Here is a 14,110-nt window from a genome sequence, read left to right as displayed (position 1 = left end):
CTTCCATAGGGACGCAATTGGCGGACCCATGCGGATTTGCATGCCAAGGGCCCAAAATCGGGCTAGGCTATGCCACCAGCGCAGGACTATAAGCCGCGCGCGCTCCTCCGCCATTGTGCAGTGAAGCATTTTTAGAGGCCACCAGGCTCTCCCATGACAAGTGACGTAGCAGTTCCCGCCCCGGAAACGGCGGCGGCCAATGGGCATGGCGACGCCCACACTACCGCCGGTTTCGGTGCGCTCACGCTCGGCAGCATCGGCGTGGTCTACGGCGACATCGGCACCAGCCCGCTCTACGCGTTCCGCGAGGCGGTGATGGCGGCCTCGGGCGCGGAAGGCGCGCCAACGTCGGCGGCTGTTCTCGGCGTGGTGTCCCTGATCCTGTGGGCGCTGATCGTCGTGGTGACGCTCAAATACGTCGTGATCCTGCTCCGTGCCGACAACAACGGCGAGGGCGGCACGCTGGCCTTGATGGCGCTGGCTCAGCGCGCTGTCGGCACCGGCGGGGCGACCATCGTCCTGCTCGGCATCATCTCCGGCGCCTTGTTCTACGGCGATGCCGTGATCACGCCGGCGGTCTCGGTGCTATCGGCCCTCGAAGGCATGAAGGACGTCACGCTGCGGTTCGAGCCCTATATCGTTCCGCTGACCGTGGTGATCCTGGTCGTCCTGTTCGCCGTGCAATCGCGCGGCACCGCCCGCGTTGCAGCGTTCTTCGGACCCGTGATGTGCGTCTGGTTCGCGGTGATCGCGGTCGCGGCGATCCATCCGATCATCGAGCAGCCGCAGGTGCTGTTGGCGCTGAACCCGTTCTACGCGGTGTCCTTCATGTTCCACCACGGCATCATCGGCTTCGTGACGCTGGGTGCCGTGTTCCTGGCCGTTACCGGCGCCGAGGCGCTCTATGCCGATCTCGGTCATTTCGGCAAGCGGCCGATCCAGACCGCCTGGCTGTTCATCGTGCTGCCGTCGCTGGCGCTGAATTATCTGGGGCAGGGTGCTCTCGTCCTCGGCGATCCCGGCGCGATCGAGAGTCCGTTCTTCCAGCTCTTCCCGCAAGGCATTATTCGCGGCTGCATGGTCGTGCTGGCCACGGCCGCCACCGTCATCGCGAGCCAGGCCGTTATCACCGGCGCCTATTCGCTGACGCGGCAGGCGATCCAGCTCGGGCTGCTGCCCCGATTCGAAATTCGCCATACCTCTGAAGCTCATTCCGGCCAGATCTTCATCCCGCGCATCAACCAGCTGCTGCTGGTCGCGGTGATCATGATGGTGCTGCTGTTCCGCTCCTCCAGCGCGCTCGCCTCCGCCTACGGTATCTCCGTGACCGGCACGATGGTCGTCACGGGGATGATGGGATTTGTGGTGATCTGGAAGGCCTGGAAGTGGTCGCCGTGGTCGGCGGCCGCCCTGATCGCGCCGTTCCTGTTCCTCGACCTGACCTTCCTGGCCGCCAATTTGCTCAAGGTGTTCGAGGGCGGCTGGGTGCCGCTGGCGCTCGGCGCACTCATGATCCTCATGATGTACACGTGGCGCCGCGGCAGCCGGCTCTTGTTCGAGAAGTCGCGCAAGCTCGAATTCCCGCTCGCCGACCTCGTGGCGATGCTGGAGAAGCGGCCGCCGCAGCGAGTGCCCGGCACCGCCGTATTCCTGACCAGCGACCCCCTGAGCGCACCGACCGCGCTGATGCATAGTCTGAAACACTACAAAGTGCTTCACGAGAAGAATGTCATTCTCACCATCGAGACCGCGCAGACACCGCGCATCGATCCGGCCGAGCGGGTCAAGCTGGAGCAGATCAGCCCGACCTTCTCCAAGGTGACGCTGAAGTTCGGCTTCATGGAATCGCCCAACGTGCCGAAGGCGCTGGCGATCGCCCGCAAGCTCGGCTGGCAGTTCGACATCATGTCGACCTCGTTCTTCCTGTCGCGCAGGGCGCTCAAGCCCGCCGCTCATTCCGGCATGCCGCGTTGGCAGGACCGGCTGTTCATCTCGCTCAGCCGCTCCGCCAACGATGCCACCGACTATTTCCAGATCCCGAGCGGCCGCGTGGTCGAGGTCGGTACGCAGGTCACGATCTAGGCTGGCGATGATAGGCCGGGATTCAAAGCGCACTTCAAGTCGCTGCAATTTAGCTTTAACTTGCGCAAGGCAGCTCAAGCCTTTGTAGCGCTTGATTTTCGGTGTCTGAGAGGCGAGGTTGCCCGCCGGCCGGGATCGCCCCGGCGGCGCCCTGCGACGTTGGAGGATGATGTGGCAAATCAAGTACAGGATCTGACCCCGGACGAAGTCTCCAAGGGTGTCGCGGAAGGGCGCTATCTTCTCGTCGACGTCCGTGAGCCGAACGAGGTCGAGGCCGAGGCCTACCCTTACGGCGTGGTCGTGCCGCTCTCGACCTTCGATCCCAAGACGATCCCGGATCCGCAGGGCAAAGAGGTCGTGTTTGCCTGCCGCTCGGGCAAGCGCTCGGTCACGGCCTCGCTGGCGGCGCAGGCGGCGGGCCTGGCTTACGACAAACATCTGGCCGGCGGCATGCTCGGCTGGAAGGCGGCGGGCCTTCCCAGCAAGGTCGGTGGCTAACGACGCGATGACCAAGAGCTCTTCGCTGAACAAGGTCTTCGCCGATCTTCCCGTCACCATCTTCGAGGCGATGTCGCAGGCCGCGCGCGACAACAACGCCATCAATCTCGGTCAGGGCTTTCCTGACGATCCCGGCCCCGAGGACATCCGCCGCGCCGCCGCCGACGCCACGCTCAACGGCTACAACCAGTATCCGTCGATGATGGGCATCCCGGAACTGCGCCAGGCAATCGCGGCCCATTACGGCCATTGGCACAACCTCAAGCTCGATCCGATGAGCGAGGTGATGGTGACCTCCGGCGGCACCGAGGCGCTGACCTCGGCCATCCTGGCGGTGGTGCAGCCCGGCGACGAGGTGGTCTGCTTCCAGCCGGTCTATGATTCCTATCTGCCGATCATCCGTCAGGCCGGCGGCATTCCGCGGCTCGTGCGCCTTGAGCCTCCGCATTGGCGGCTGAATGAGGACATGCTGAAAAACGTCTTCAATTCAAAGACCAAGGCAGTGCTGTTCAACAATCCCCTGAATCCCTCCGCGGTGGTCTATCCGCGCGAGGACCTCGAGCTCTTGGCGCGCTACTGCCAGGAGTTCGACGTCATCGCGATCTGCGACGAGGTCTGGGAGCACGTCACCTTCGACGCGCACAAGCACATCCCGCTGATCACCATCCCCGGCATGCGCGACCGCACCATCAAGGTCGGCTCGGCCGGCAAGATCTTCTCGCTGACGGGCTGGAAGATCGGCTTCGTCTGCGCCGCGCCGCCGCTCTTGCGCGTCGCCGCCAAGGTGCACCAGTTCCTGACCTTCACGACCGCGCCGAACCTCCAGGCCGCCGTCGCCTACGGCCTCGGCAAGCCCGACGAGTACTTCCTGTCGATGCGCCAGGATCTGGCCCGGAGCAGGGACCGCCTGACCAAGGGGCTGGAGAGCCTCGGCTTCCCCGTGCTGAAGTCGCAGGGCACCTACTTCCTCACCGTCGACCTGTCGCCGCTCGGGCTCAACGAGAGCGATGCCGAGTTCTGCTGGCGCATCGTCAGGGATTACAAGGTCGCCGCGATTCCGGTCTCGGCGTTCTACGAGCAGGACCCGGTGACCTCGGTGGTCCGCTTCTGCTTTGCCAAGAAGGACCAGACGCTGGACACCGCGCTGGAGCGGCTGTCGGACGCGGTGCGCGGACGCAAGAGGTAGACCTAAGATGACGAACGTCAGCCGCTTCGGGCTTTGCCTTGGTTTAGCAATCGCCGCAGCGCTGACGTTGCTCTCGCCTCCGGCGGGAGCCGAGGAGCGGGTCGTCAACTTCTACAACTGGTCGAACTACATGGCGCCTGACGTCCTTGAGGCCTTCACCAAGGAGACCGGCATCAAGGTGGTCTACGACACGTTCGATGCCAACGAGACGCTGGAGACGCGCCTGATGGCCGGCAAGTCCGGCTACGACGTCGTGGTGCCCACCGCCTATTTCCTGCAGCGCCAGATCAAGGCGAACATCTTCCAGAAGCTCGACAAGTCGAAGCTGCCGAACCTCGCCAACGCCTGGCCGATGGTGACCAGGAATCTGGCGACCTACGATCCCGGCAACGAGTTTGCCGTGAACTACATGTGGGGCACGACCGGCATCGGCTACAACGTCGCCAAGGTGAAGCAGATTCTCGGGCCCGACGCCAGGATCGACAGCTGGGACATCGTCTTCAAGCCGGAGAACCTCGCGAAGTTCAGAGACTGCGGCGTGCACATGCTCGACTCCGCCGACGACATCTTTCCGGCGGCGCTGAACTATCTCGGGCTCGATCCGAACTCGACCAAGCAGGCTGATCTGGAGAAGGCCGCCGACATCGTCGCCAAGGTTCGCCCGTCGGTTCGAAAATTTCACTCGTCCGAATATCTGAGCGCACTCGCCACCGGCGAGATCTGTTTCGTGGTCGGCTGGTCCGGCGACATCATGCAGGCGCGCGCCCGCGCCGCCGAAGCCAGGAAAGACAATAGCAGCGGCATCGAGATCGGCTATGCGATCCCGAAGGAGGGCGCGCAGATGTTCTTCGACAATCTCGCGATCCCCGCGGATGCGAAGAACGTCGGGGAAGCCTACGAGCTGATCAACTATCTCTATCGCCCGGATGTCGCCGCCAAGAACTCGGACTTTTTGTCTTATGCCAACGGCAACCTCGCCAGCCAGAAGCTGGTCGATCCGAAAATCTTGAACGACAAAAATATCTATCCGGACGACGCGACGCTCGCAAAGCTGTTCGTCATCACCGCCCGCGACCCGGCGACCCAGCGCATCATCAACCGGCTCTGGACCAAGGTGAAGACGGGGCGGTGAGGGGGCCGCCACCGTCGTTGCGAGCGAAGCGAAGCAATCCAGAATCCCTCCGCGGCGGCAGCCTGGATTGCTTCGCTTCGCTCGCAATGACGAAACAAGATCACCGCCACCTGCGGTGCAGCCACAACCACTGCTCGGGATGCTCGCGCACCCAGCCTTCCACCACGCTCGTGATCGCCTGCGTCGTGCCTTGGATGTCGATCTTGCCGTCGGCATCGCGCACCGGCGGGACTTCTTCGGTCAGCTCCGCGGCGAAGCGGCCGCCGGGCTTGCGGATGACGCGCACGCCGTGGATCGGGCATTCGACCTGGCGCAACAGGCGCGCCAGCATCGGATTGGCGCGGGTCTTGCGGCCGAAGAAGGTGACCTCGACGCCGTTGGTGAGGTACTGATCGATCAGCATGGCGACATGCTTGCCGTCCTGCAGCGCCTGCGCGAGCCGCAAGGGGGCGTCGCGGCCCGCGGGGATCAGCGTGCCCATGTTGACCTGACGCATCTCCTGGATGATGCGGTCGGCGGATGCGATGTTCGGGCGACGGTAGAGGATCGCGGCGTCCAGTCCATGCGCGACGGCGGCGATCGCCGGCAATTCCCAATTGGCGAGATGGGAGGTGAAGATCAGTGCCGGCTTGCCGTCGTCCCTGATCTGGTCGAACAGCTCGATGCTGCGCTTGGGCAGCTCGACCCGGCTGTTCTCGGGATGCTCGCGGTCGTAGTCCCAGACGTGGTCCATATGGGCGAATTCGGCGCCGACGCGGCCGAGATTGTCCCACACGCCCATCAGGATCTGCTCGATCTCTTCCGGCGACTTCTCGGGAAAGGCGGCGGCGAGGTTGGCGCGGCCGATGCGGTGCTCGCGCAGACGCGGGCCGATGGTCTTGGTGACGCGCGCGAAAAAGTCCGAGGTCTTGACCGGATCGAAATAGCGCGTGGTGCGCAGCATGCCGACGGTGGCAGCCCCGATCAGCGTTCCGCCGAGCGATTTGGCAGCCTGCTTCGCGGCCACCCGCGCGCGGGCCTTAATGCTTAGCGCCATGCGTCCGGTCAGGCCGGTTCGCGGGTCAGGATCAGCGATGCGTTCTGGCCGCCGAAGCCGAACGAGTTCGACATCACCGCCGTGACGCGGGCATCGCGCGCCTTGTTGCCGACCACGTCGAACAGGATCGTGGGATCCGGATTGTCGTAGTTGATGGTCGGCGGAATGCGCTGATGCTCCAGCGTGAGCAGCGAGAAGATCGCCTCGACCGCGCCCGCGGCCGAGATGGTATGGCCGACCATCGACTTGTTGGAGGTGACCGGAATCTTCTGCAGGAGATCGCCGAACACGGCCGATGTCGTGTTGTACTCCATCTTGTCGTTCTCGGGCGTCGCGGTGCCGTGCGCGTTGATGTGGTCGATCTGGTCCGGCGTCATGCCGGCATCGGCCAGCGTCTTGTTCATGCAGCCGATGATCGGCTTGCCGTCGGGAGACGAGCGGGTGCGATGGAAGGAATCGGTGAGCTCGCCGCAGCCGGCGATGACGCCGAGGATTTTTGCGCCACGCGCGGTCGCCGCCTCATAGCTCTCCAGCACCAGCGCGCCGGCGCCTTCGGCCATGACGAAGCCGTCGCGGTTCTTCGAGAACGGGCGGGAGGCCGCCTGCGGCGGATCATTCTGGGTCGACAGCGCCGAGAGCAGCGAGAAGCGCACCAGCGCCTCCGGATTCACGGTGCCGTCGGTTGCGACGCACAGAGCGGCATCGGTCTCGCCGCGGCGGATCGCCTCCACGCCGAGCTGGATCGAGGTGGCTCCGGATGCGCAGGCCGTCGACAGCGAGATCGGCGAGCCCTTGGTGCCGAAGGCCTCGGCAAGATGCGCGGCCACCGAGCCGAACATGAAGCGATGGTGATAGGCGCTGTACTTGCCGCCGCCGGAAATGCGCAGCAGATCGTCATAGGTGAAGTCGGGGGCGCCGACGGCGCGGCCAAGCTCGCGACGCTGCGGCCACTCGACCTCGACCGGCGCAACCGCGAGGAAGAGGGGGCCCGGAAAATCGCCCCTGGCGCCGATGCCGGCCTGCTCGAGGGCTTCCTGGGTGACGAGCTCCGCCATCCGCTCGGAGAGGCCGGTGGAGGAGAACGGATCGACGCTGACGAAATCCACCGTCCCGGCCATCGTGGTCTTCAGGCCGTCGATCGGAAAGCGCGTGATGGTGCGGATGCCGGATTCGCCCGCAACGAGCTTCGACCAATTGTCGGCCTTGCCGGCGCCGAGCGAGGTCGTGATGCCCATGCCGGTGACGACGACAACGGGACGCCCGAGTTTGTCGCGTGGTGCAGTCATGTGTCCCCCAAACGAATGAGCTAAACTGCCTCGACCAGCGCCATGCCTTCGCCGCGCCAGTGTCCGGCTCCCACCACTACGATCTGGGTGGGCGCCCCCTGCATTTCAATCTCGGTCCCGGTCGAATCGTTCGGCGGGAACAGCGCGCCGCGCGAGATCGCGAGCGCCGCGAGCGCAATGCCGAGCGGGAATTGCGTTTCCATGGTGTGCCCGAACATCGTGCCGGTCGAACGCACCGGGAAGTCGGCGTGCTTCTTCAGGAAGCCGCGCTCCTCCGACGTCGCCGGCTCCGCGCCGGTTGCGCCCGAGATGATCGCGCCCTTGCCATCGCGCTTCGGCAGCTTGGCCCAAAGCTTCTCCAGCGTCGCTTCCATGTCACCGGCCTGCTTGCGGCGGGCCAGATCCGTCACGACGCTCGACAGCTTTGCGAACGGTTTTGCGCCACGCGCTTCGGCGTGCGCCTTCGATTCCAGCACCAGGAAGGCGCCGGCCGAGCCGAGCGCGAAGCCGGCGTGGTCCTTGCGCTGCCACACGGGAGCGAACTTGTCCTTCAGATTGAAGTCGCCGAATTCGTAGAGGACCATGAGGTCCTTGCGCTCGCCATTATGCGAGCCGCCGACCAGCGCAATGTCGCTCTCGCCAGAGCCGATGCGCGACAGCGCGATGCGGGCGGCATCGGCGCCCGCAACCTCTTCGCCCATGAAGGTGCGCGAGGTGCCGCCGAGACCGTTGACGATGGCAATGTTGCCGGCGAGCAGATTGGAGAGCTGGGCCAGAAACAGCGTCGGCCGGAGATCGCTCATCAGCCGCTCGTTGAGGAAGCCGGGTGCATTGGCGCCCTTGGCTTCGGCGGTCAGCACGCCGGTGTCGACGTTGAGATCGCGCTCGCCACCGCCAGCGGCGACCACCATGTCGATCTTCGACAGGATATCCTTGTTGCCCTTGATGCCGGCCGAGTCGAGCGCCAGGCCCGCGGCATAGACGCCGATGCGCTGCCAGGCTTCCATCTGGCGCTGGTCGCCCTTCTTGGGGATCTGGCTGTCGAAGGTAACAGGCAGCAGCGGGTGGACGATGTAGGGCGCAAAGCCCTTCTCGTCCACATTGATGCGCTTCTCCTGAAGCGCGGCCCAGTTGGCGTCCAGACCTTCGCCGAGCGAGGTGGCAAGGCCAATGCCGGTGATCCAGACTTCCGTCTGGCCGGGCTTCGAAGCAGTGTCGGTCATGGCGATACGGCCTGTTGCGGAAAGCCGACGCGTTTTGCGACCGCGTCCATGTATCCGCGCATATCCGAATTGGGGAAGGGGATCAGCGTGAAGGTGAGCGTCGAATTCGCGCGCAGCTTGCCGCCGACCCTGATCTTGGCTTCGGTCATGGCGTAGCCCGAGCCTTCATGGACGAGGCTCGCCTCGATGCTCATGAGCTCGCCCGGCAAAACCGAGCCGCGCACCTTGGCTTCCTTGACGGCGGCGAGAATCGGCATGCGCTCGAATTTCAAGACGCCAAGCAGGAGGAAGCCCGAGGCCTGCGCCATCGATTCGATCAGGAGCACGCCGGGCATCAGCGGATAGCCCGGGAAGTGCCCCTCGAAGATTGTGCTCTCCTTGGGGACCTGGGCCTCGACGACGATCTTCTTCTCGTCGACGTTGAGGTCGACGATGCGATCGATCATGTGGAAGTATTCGAGTTGCATGATCGCCCGATCAGGCGCTCGCGCCCTTGGCGGCAACCAGCTCGTCGATGCGCGCGCACAGGTTCTTCAGCACGAAATACTGCTCGGTGGTCGCCTTGCCGTCGTTGACTTCCTGGGTCCATTTTTCCAGCGGCAGCTTGATACCGAACTGCTTGTCGATTGCGAACGCGATGTCCAGGAAATCGAGGCTATCGATGCCGAGGTCATCGATGGCATGGCTATCCGGCGTGATCGTGTCGCGCGGGATGTCGCAGGTTTCAGCGATGATCGTAGCGACCTGATCGAATGTGGAGGACATCACTAAGCCTTTGATATATTGTTGGTATTTGTCAGGTGGTCCAGAGTGGAACGGCAGGCGGGCATCGCGCCCCGAGTGACGCCCTCACCCCCTCTGGCCGGGTCGAAAGCCCGTATATCGGAGCGCCGCCCCGAGTTCAATGGAGCCGGACAGGGTGGGGACAGGCCTGGGGATGCCGATCCGGGAGGCCCCACCGGCGATGACCTGCCGGTGGGAAGGCTTCCGGCGCCAAGGTCCGTCGACAAGGCCCGTCGACAAGGCCTGCCTAGATGTGCGGGGTCGTGACCTTGACGCAGTCCCGCCGGCCCATCAGCACGCAATCCTGGGTCCGGCGCAAATCGGCGATGCTGACGGCGAGCCAAATCCCGATCGCGGTCAGCGCGATGGTGAAGGCGAGCGCGGCGATATTGGCGAGCATGCGATGGCGGAAGTCGTCCGGCTGATCGCGGGGCTGTTCGTAACGGGACAGGTCGAGCGGTTCGGGAGCCGTTGCGTGCAGCGGCTGTACGACGCCGCCGCCCCGGTGGATCAGGGGGGAGGCTGTCTTGCGCGGCCTGAACTGGAGCACCCGGTGCTCGTCGTCCGAGGTTATGGGCCGCTGGGATTTCATGGGGCGGGGATCACTCCGAAGCAGCGGTTTCTAGATAGCATAGGCGACACAGGCCTTGCAGGAAAAATCTTCTCAACGCGCACGTGCATTGCGCATTCGCACTATCTTTCCTGATCATTTTTCAGGCGCTCTTGACCGCCGCGAACGCTCGTCGGATCGGGTTGTCATTCCGGCCTCGGGGTCATGCTGGTTGCGCTGCAACAACAACCGGGACGATGGCGCAGCATGCTCCGAACGCATATTGCCGCCGCAGCGCCCATGGCATAATCGGGAACCTGGACCGCAAGCCGCCACCAGACGAGAGGCCCTCGACCATGACCACCACCAACGCGCGCGAGCCGAGAGTGCACCCGGTGTCGATCCTGTCGCTTCGGCCGACGCAGATGACGGTCGGCATGCGTGAGGTCAAGGAGAAGCGCAAGCGCTGGCGCGAGCACGGCAAGAAGAAGCAGTCCGACCTGCTTGGCACCCATATGATCCCGGTCGTCGCCGGACCAGACGGGCGCTACTACGTCATCGATCACCATCATCTTGGCCGCGCGCTGCACGACGAGGGCATCAAGGAGGTGCTGGTGACCGTCGTCGGCGATCTCCGCATGGTCGACCGCGAAGCGTTCTGGGGCGTCATGGACAACAAGCGCTGGGTCTATCCCTACGACTCCAAGGGCGAGCGACGTCCATTCCGCGATCTGCCGAAATCTGTCGCCGACCTCAAGGACGATCCCTATCGCAGTCTCGCCGGCGAGCTTCGCCGCATGGGCGGCTTCGCCAAGGACACCACGCCGTTCTCCGAGTTTCTCTGGGCCGACTTCCTGCGCCGCAAGCTGACGCGCAAGGCGGTCGATGCCAATTTCGACAAGGCACTGGAGAAGGCGCTGGCCGCGGCCAAGAGCAAGGACGCAGTCTATTTGCCCGGCTGGTGCGGCCCGGCGTCGGACGATTGAGGCGCTGGCGCTCGCATCAGTCGCGACCTTATGAGTTGGTTACGACATGCGCCCCGATAGGCTAGTTCCGATCACAGCCGCTTGAGCGACATCATTTTCCGCGCCGACGAAACCGTCCTGAAACAGAGCTACCCCATCTCTTGTGCTTCGAACTCACACAGGAGGCGAAAATGCGCCGTCTGGTTTTCATAATTGCCCTGCTCGCAGTGGCTTCAGCCGGAATCTCTGCCTCGTTCGCCGCAGTTCACCAGGCCAGGACACCGACCTTCGCCGAGCGTTTTGCGCCGGCGCTTCCGCTGATGGTGAAGCACTAGCCGCGTCGCATCTCGTTGCTGCAAGCAACGCCGCGGCGGAATCACTTCGGATGCTGCAGGGTGGGCGAGGACAGCAATTGCTCGATGTCGGCGGCTGCGTCGCCGTCGCGGGCCTTCTGCAGCAGCGCGTGGCGCTGCCGGCGTCCTTAACTTTTGTTGGAACCGGGGCGGTGGCTCCCGGGTTTCCCTGTGACGGCGCTATTGCGCTTTCAAAGTCCAATCCGGGTCCCATACTCACGACCGGAGCCAACCCGACGTGCCCAGCGATGAGATCCGCGCGGCGCTCATCAGGCGCTTGTGCATCTCGTCCGCGATCGCGGACGAGGACATCAAGGAGATAGAAGCCCTGCCGATCTCGGTGCGGCAGTACCCCGCCGAGACGGCGGTGGTGCGCGACGGCGAGCGCGCGACCGATTGCTGCCTGATCGCGGATGGATTCTGCGCGCGCTCCAAGACGATCGCGAGCGGCAAGCGGCAAATCCTTTCGCTGGACATCCCCGGCGAAATCCCGGACCTGATGAGCCTGTTCCTGCATGTGATGGACCATGATCTGTCGACGCTGACGCCGGCGACGCTCGGCTTCATCAGCCACGAGGCGCTGCTAAAGCTGCATCGCCGCAGGCCTGTTCTCGCCGAGATGTTCTGGCGCGACACGCTGATCGACGCGGCGATGTTCCGCGAATGGATCGTCAATGTCGGCCAGCGGCCCGCGCCCGCGCGGCTTGCGCATGTCATGGTCGAATTGCGCGAACGCCTGAGGATCATCGGGCGCGTCGACGAGGGCAGCTTCGAGATGCCGCTGACCCAGGAGCAGATCGGCGAAGCGCTGGGCATTACCGCGGTGCACGCCAATCGTGTGATCAGGCAGTTGCGCGAGGAGGGCATCGTCGAGCTGTATCGCGGACGCGTCACCGTGATCGACGAGCGGAGGTTTCTGGAATTGGCGGATTTCGACGACCGTTATCTGCACCAGTCGCCAACGCTTTGATGGATGTCCTTTACGACTCCCGCTGCCTCCAATCATCGAGGGTCGGCGTCGCCATATCGAAACGATCGCGAATGGTCGAGCAGGTGCTGCCGCCCAGCCTTGCAACGGCATCGAGCCGCGCCGGATCGATGTGCAGGCGCTCGGCGTCGACGACATCGGCGTGATAATGCGCGAACAGGATCTCGCCCATGATGATCTGCCGCGACTTGCCGAGCTCCAGCGTGATGTGGCGGCGGCATTCGAACGCGGCCGGCGCCTCCTTGATCCAGGGCGACGCCACGGTCTTGCCGGGCATCGCGGTCAGGCCCGCGGCCTTTAGTTCGTCATGCTCCGGCGAGAACGGCACGGCGCAGACATGCATCGCTTCGGCGATTGCGTGCGAGACGATGTTGACGGTGAACACCTCGGTCAGGCGGATGTTGAGACCGGTATCCTTGAACCGCATATCCGGATGGTTCTCGACGCCGAGCGCAAGGATCGGCGGATCGGCCGACAGGCAATTGAAGAAGCTGAACGGTGCCGCGTTGATCCGCCCGTCCGGATCGACCGTCGTCACCAGCGCGATCGGCCGCGGCACGACCGTGCCGATCAGCAGCTTGTATTTGTCGCGCGCCGACAGTTCGCGGAAGTCGAACGTCACGTCGCCGGGGTCGTGAGCACCGCTGTCCATCATGCCTCTCAGGTCCGAACGGCAATCGAACCAGCGACCACCGCGAATTTTTTCGGAACAATTATCAGCGCTTCAGACCAATATGCGAGCGGAAGATCTGAGCAAAGGCCGCTACGTTTTCCGCTGGTCCTCGTGCGGCTCGTCCTTGCCGCCAAGCGCGCGGTGCACGTGGCGCTCGATGCGCCGGCCGACCGTGAGCAGCACAAAGGCCAGCGCCAGCGCGACTGCGACGATCTTCCATTGCCCACCACCGCAGACCACGCCGAGGCAGGCGGCAAAGAAGGCGCAGGCGGCGCTGGTCAAACCGCGGACACGAAACCGCTCGCTCTCATGGACGATGACGCCGGCACCGAGGAAGCCGATGCCGGTGAGGATGCCCTGGATGACCCGGCTCGTCGCATCGGCGGCCTTGCCGGGCTCCGCGAGTTGCAGCGCCAGCAGGACCATTGTCGCGGTGGACAGGCCGACGATGCCGAGCGTCTTCAGCCCGATCGGCTTGCCATTCAGGTCGCGGTTGAGCCCGATCGCGCTGCCGGCGAGCGTCGCGACGCCGAGGCGCAGCAGGATTTCGGACCAGTCGAGCTCCGTCATTTTTTCGGCAGACGTCCCATCAGGTAAAACTCCTCGTTCGGCCGCATGCCGGTGAAATTCGCCAGCCGGTTCGACAGCGCGAAGAAGGCGGAGATCGCGGCGATGTCCCAGATGTCGTCGTCGCTGAAGCCGTGGGGACCGAGGCTTGCGAAATCCTCCTCGGAGACGCGCTGCGCGTCCGCCGAGATCTTCATCGCGAAATCGAGCATCGCCCTCTCGCGCGCCGTAATGTCGGCCTTGCGGTAGTTGATCGCGACCTGGTCGGCGATCACAGGATTTTTGGCGCGGATGCGCAGGATCGCGCCATGGGCGATCACGCAATATTGGCACTGGTTGGCCGCCGAGGTTGCCACCACGATCATCTCACGCTCGGCCTTGGTGAGGCCGCCGTCCTTCTCCATCAGCGCGTCGTGATAGGCGAAGAACGCGCGGAACTCGTCGGGCCGGTAGGCCAGCGTCAAAAACACGTTGGGCACGAAACCGCTCTTTTCCTGCACGGCGAGGAGACGCGTGCGGATGTCGTCAGGAAGCGTGTCGAGAGCGGGTGCGGGGAAGCGTTGCGCAGGCTTTATCATGGGCATGGATTCCGGCTAGGGGCCGGCAACCATAGTCGATGCGGGAGGCGGGCTCAACGTGCCGGTCTGCGCCCCGGACGCGGCGCAGCGCTTCTTCAGCGGTGCGCTGCAGGGCCGGGGCCCTTATTTCCGAGAAAGCAGTGTGTGCGGCATGGGTCCCGGCTCTGCGCAGCAACGCAAGAGCGTTGCAGCGCGTCCGGGACACGAGAG

At 64.4% G+C, this 14,110-nt stretch carries 16 protein-coding genes; 7 read left to right on the top strand and 9 right to left on the bottom strand.

Features of this window, described 5'->3' with window-relative positions:
- The first annotated feature begins 153 nt into the window (after positions 1-153).
- From ABID59_RS26715 to ABID59_RS26700, 4 genes are all read left to right on the top strand, one after another.
- Complete coding sequence (locus ABID59_RS26715; protein WP_148753130.1) at positions 154-2,082, top strand: potassium transporter Kup; 1,929 nt, start codon at positions 154-156, stop codon at positions 2,080-2,082.
- A gap of 171 nt (positions 2,083-2,253) precedes the next feature.
- Positions 2,254-2,580, top strand: a complete 327-nt coding sequence (locus ABID59_RS26710) for a rhodanese-like domain-containing protein (RefSeq protein WP_148753129.1) — start codon at positions 2,254-2,256, stop codon at positions 2,578-2,580.
- Between the two features lie 7 nt (positions 2,581-2,587).
- Positions 2,588-3,766: an aminotransferase gene (locus ABID59_RS26705; protein ID WP_354085366.1), complete on the top strand. Its 1,179-nt coding sequence runs from the start codon at positions 2,588-2,590 to the stop codon at positions 3,764-3,766.
- 7 nt (positions 3,767-3,773) lie between these two features.
- Positions 3,774-4,898, top strand: coding sequence for a polyamine ABC transporter substrate-binding protein (locus ABID59_RS26700; protein WP_354085365.1), 1,125 nt, complete (start codon positions 3,774-3,776; stop codon positions 4,896-4,898).
- A 100-nt stretch (positions 4,899-4,998) separates the two neighbouring features.
- On the opposite strand, the gene ABID59_RS26695 is transcribed toward ABID59_RS26700, so the two are convergent.
- From ABID59_RS26695 to ABID59_RS26670, 6 genes are all read right to left on the bottom strand, one after another.
- Complete coding sequence (locus ABID59_RS26695; RefSeq protein ID WP_354085364.1) at positions 4,999-5,934, bottom strand: lipid A biosynthesis lauroyl acyltransferase; 936 nt, start codon at positions 5,932-5,934, stop codon at positions 4,999-5,001.
- Between the two features lie 8 nt (positions 5,935-5,942).
- Positions 5,943-7,220: a beta-ketoacyl-ACP synthase gene (locus tag ABID59_RS26690; RefSeq protein WP_148753122.1), complete on the bottom strand. Its 1,278-nt coding sequence runs from the start codon at positions 7,218-7,220 to the stop codon at positions 5,943-5,945.
- A gap of 20 nt (positions 7,221-7,240) precedes the next feature.
- Positions 7,241-8,443 carry a beta-ketoacyl-ACP synthase gene (locus ABID59_RS26685; RefSeq protein ID WP_354085363.1) on the bottom strand — a complete coding sequence of 401 codons (1,203 nt, stop codon included), beginning with the start codon at positions 8,441-8,443 and terminating at the stop codon, positions 7,241-7,243.
- A complete protein-coding gene (locus tag ABID59_RS26680; protein ID WP_354085362.1) occupies positions 8,440-8,910 on the bottom strand; it encodes a 3-hydroxyacyl-ACP dehydratase FabZ family protein in 471 nt (156 codons plus the stop codon). The genes ABID59_RS26685 and ABID59_RS26680 overlap by 4 nt, the downstream gene beginning before the upstream one ends.
- 10 nt (positions 8,911-8,920) lie before the next feature.
- Entirely contained in the window at positions 8,921-9,208 is a 288-nt protein-coding gene (locus ABID59_RS26675; RefSeq protein WP_007592476.1) for an acyl carrier protein, read from the bottom strand.
- 265 nt (positions 9,209-9,473) lie between these two features.
- On the bottom strand, positions 9,474-9,818 hold the full coding sequence (locus ABID59_RS26670; RefSeq protein ID WP_148753119.1) for a hypothetical protein: 345 nt from the start codon (positions 9,816-9,818) through the stop codon (positions 9,474-9,476).
- Positions 9,819-10,132: 314 nt separating this feature from the next.
- Between ABID59_RS26670 and ABID59_RS26665 the strand changes: the two genes are divergently transcribed.
- From ABID59_RS26665 to ABID59_RS26655, 3 genes are all read left to right on the top strand, one after another.
- Positions 10,133-10,762: a ParB-like protein gene (locus ABID59_RS26665; RefSeq protein ID WP_354033881.1), complete on the top strand. Its 630-nt coding sequence runs from the start codon at positions 10,133-10,135 to the stop codon at positions 10,760-10,762.
- A gap of 170 nt (positions 10,763-10,932) precedes the next feature.
- Positions 10,933-11,076, top strand: a complete 144-nt coding sequence (locus ABID59_RS26660; RefSeq protein WP_187435057.1) for a hypothetical protein — start codon at positions 10,933-10,935, stop codon at positions 11,074-11,076.
- 256 nt (positions 11,077-11,332) lie between these two features.
- Positions 11,333-12,064 carry a Crp/Fnr family transcriptional regulator gene (locus ABID59_RS26655; protein ID WP_354085361.1) on the top strand — a complete coding sequence of 244 codons (732 nt, stop codon included), beginning with the start codon at positions 11,333-11,335 and terminating at the stop codon, positions 12,062-12,064.
- Between the two features lie 10 nt (positions 12,065-12,074).
- Here ABID59_RS26655 and ABID59_RS26650 read toward each other — a convergent pair whose 3' ends face one another.
- The 3 genes from ABID59_RS26650 to ABID59_RS26640 form a co-directional block, all read right to left on the bottom strand.
- On the bottom strand, positions 12,075-12,734 hold the full coding sequence (locus tag ABID59_RS26650) for a flavin reductase family protein (protein WP_148753180.1): 660 nt from the start codon (positions 12,732-12,734) through the stop codon (positions 12,075-12,077).
- 111 nt (positions 12,735-12,845) lie between these two features.
- Positions 12,846-13,325, bottom strand: a complete 480-nt coding sequence (locus tag ABID59_RS26645; protein WP_148753115.1) for an MgtC/SapB family protein — start codon at positions 13,323-13,325, stop codon at positions 12,846-12,848.
- On the bottom strand, positions 13,322-13,900 hold the full coding sequence (locus tag ABID59_RS26640) for a peroxidase-related enzyme (protein ID WP_148753114.1): 579 nt from the start codon (positions 13,898-13,900) through the stop codon (positions 13,322-13,324). Before ABID59_RS26640 ends, ABID59_RS26645 begins: the two co-directional genes overlap by 4 nt.
- Positions 13,901-14,110: the final 210 nt, after the last annotated feature.

This window comes from Bradyrhizobium sp. S3.3.6, from assembly GCF_040546905.1.
In the GTDB taxonomy this organism is placed as follows: domain Bacteria; phylum Pseudomonadota; class Alphaproteobacteria; order Rhizobiales; family Xanthobacteraceae; genus Bradyrhizobium; species Bradyrhizobium cytisi.
This window is presented reverse-complemented; position numbering and strand designations above follow the sequence as displayed.

Excerpts from the sequence above, each read along its gene's own strand:
- ABID59_RS26680 (WP_354085362.1), bottom strand. The coding sequence starts at position 8,910 with ATGCAACTCGAATACTTCCACATGATCGATCGCATCGTCGACCTCAAC.
- ABID59_RS26695 (WP_354085364.1), bottom strand. The coding sequence starts at position 5,934 with ATGGCGCTAAGCATTAAGGCCCGCGCGCGGGTGGCCGCGAAGCAGGCT.
- ABID59_RS26700 (WP_354085365.1), top strand. The coding sequence starts at position 3,774 with ATGACGAACGTCAGCCGCTTCGGGCTTTGCCTTGGTTTAGCAATCGCC.
- ABID59_RS26640 (WP_148753114.1), bottom strand. The coding sequence starts at position 13,900 with ATGATAAAGCCTGCGCAACGCTTCCCCGCACCCGCTCTCGACACGCTT.
- ABID59_RS26685 (WP_354085363.1), bottom strand. The coding sequence starts at position 8,443 with ATGACCGACACTGCTTCGAAGCCCGGCCAGACGGAAGTCTGGATCACC.
- ABID59_RS26670 (WP_148753119.1), bottom strand. The coding sequence starts at position 9,818 with ATGAAATCCCAGCGGCCCATAACCTCGGACGACGAGCACCGGGTGCTC.
- ABID59_RS26705 (WP_354085366.1), top strand. The coding sequence starts at position 2,588 with ATGACCAAGAGCTCTTCGCTGAACAAGGTCTTCGCCGATCTTCCCGTC.
- ABID59_RS26715 (WP_148753130.1), top strand. The coding sequence starts at position 154 with ATGACAAGTGACGTAGCAGTTCCCGCCCCGGAAACGGCGGCGGCCAAT.
- ABID59_RS26665 (WP_354033881.1), top strand. The coding sequence starts at position 10,133 with ATGACCACCACCAACGCGCGCGAGCCGAGAGTGCACCCGGTGTCGATC.
- ABID59_RS26690 (WP_148753122.1), bottom strand. The coding sequence starts at position 7,220 with ATGACTGCACCACGCGACAAACTCGGGCGTCCCGTTGTCGTCGTCACC.
- ABID59_RS26650 (WP_148753180.1), bottom strand. The coding sequence starts at position 12,734 with ATGGACAGCGGTGCTCACGACCCCGGCGACGTGACGTTCGACTTCCGC.
- ABID59_RS26645 (WP_148753115.1), bottom strand. The coding sequence starts at position 13,325 with ATGACGGAGCTCGACTGGTCCGAAATCCTGCTGCGCCTCGGCGTCGCG.
- ABID59_RS26675 (WP_007592476.1), bottom strand. The coding sequence starts at position 9,208 with ATGTCCTCCACATTCGATCAGGTCGCTACGATCATCGCTGAAACCTGC.
- ABID59_RS26660 (WP_187435057.1), top strand. The coding sequence starts at position 10,933 with ATGCGCCGTCTGGTTTTCATAATTGCCCTGCTCGCAGTGGCTTCAGCC.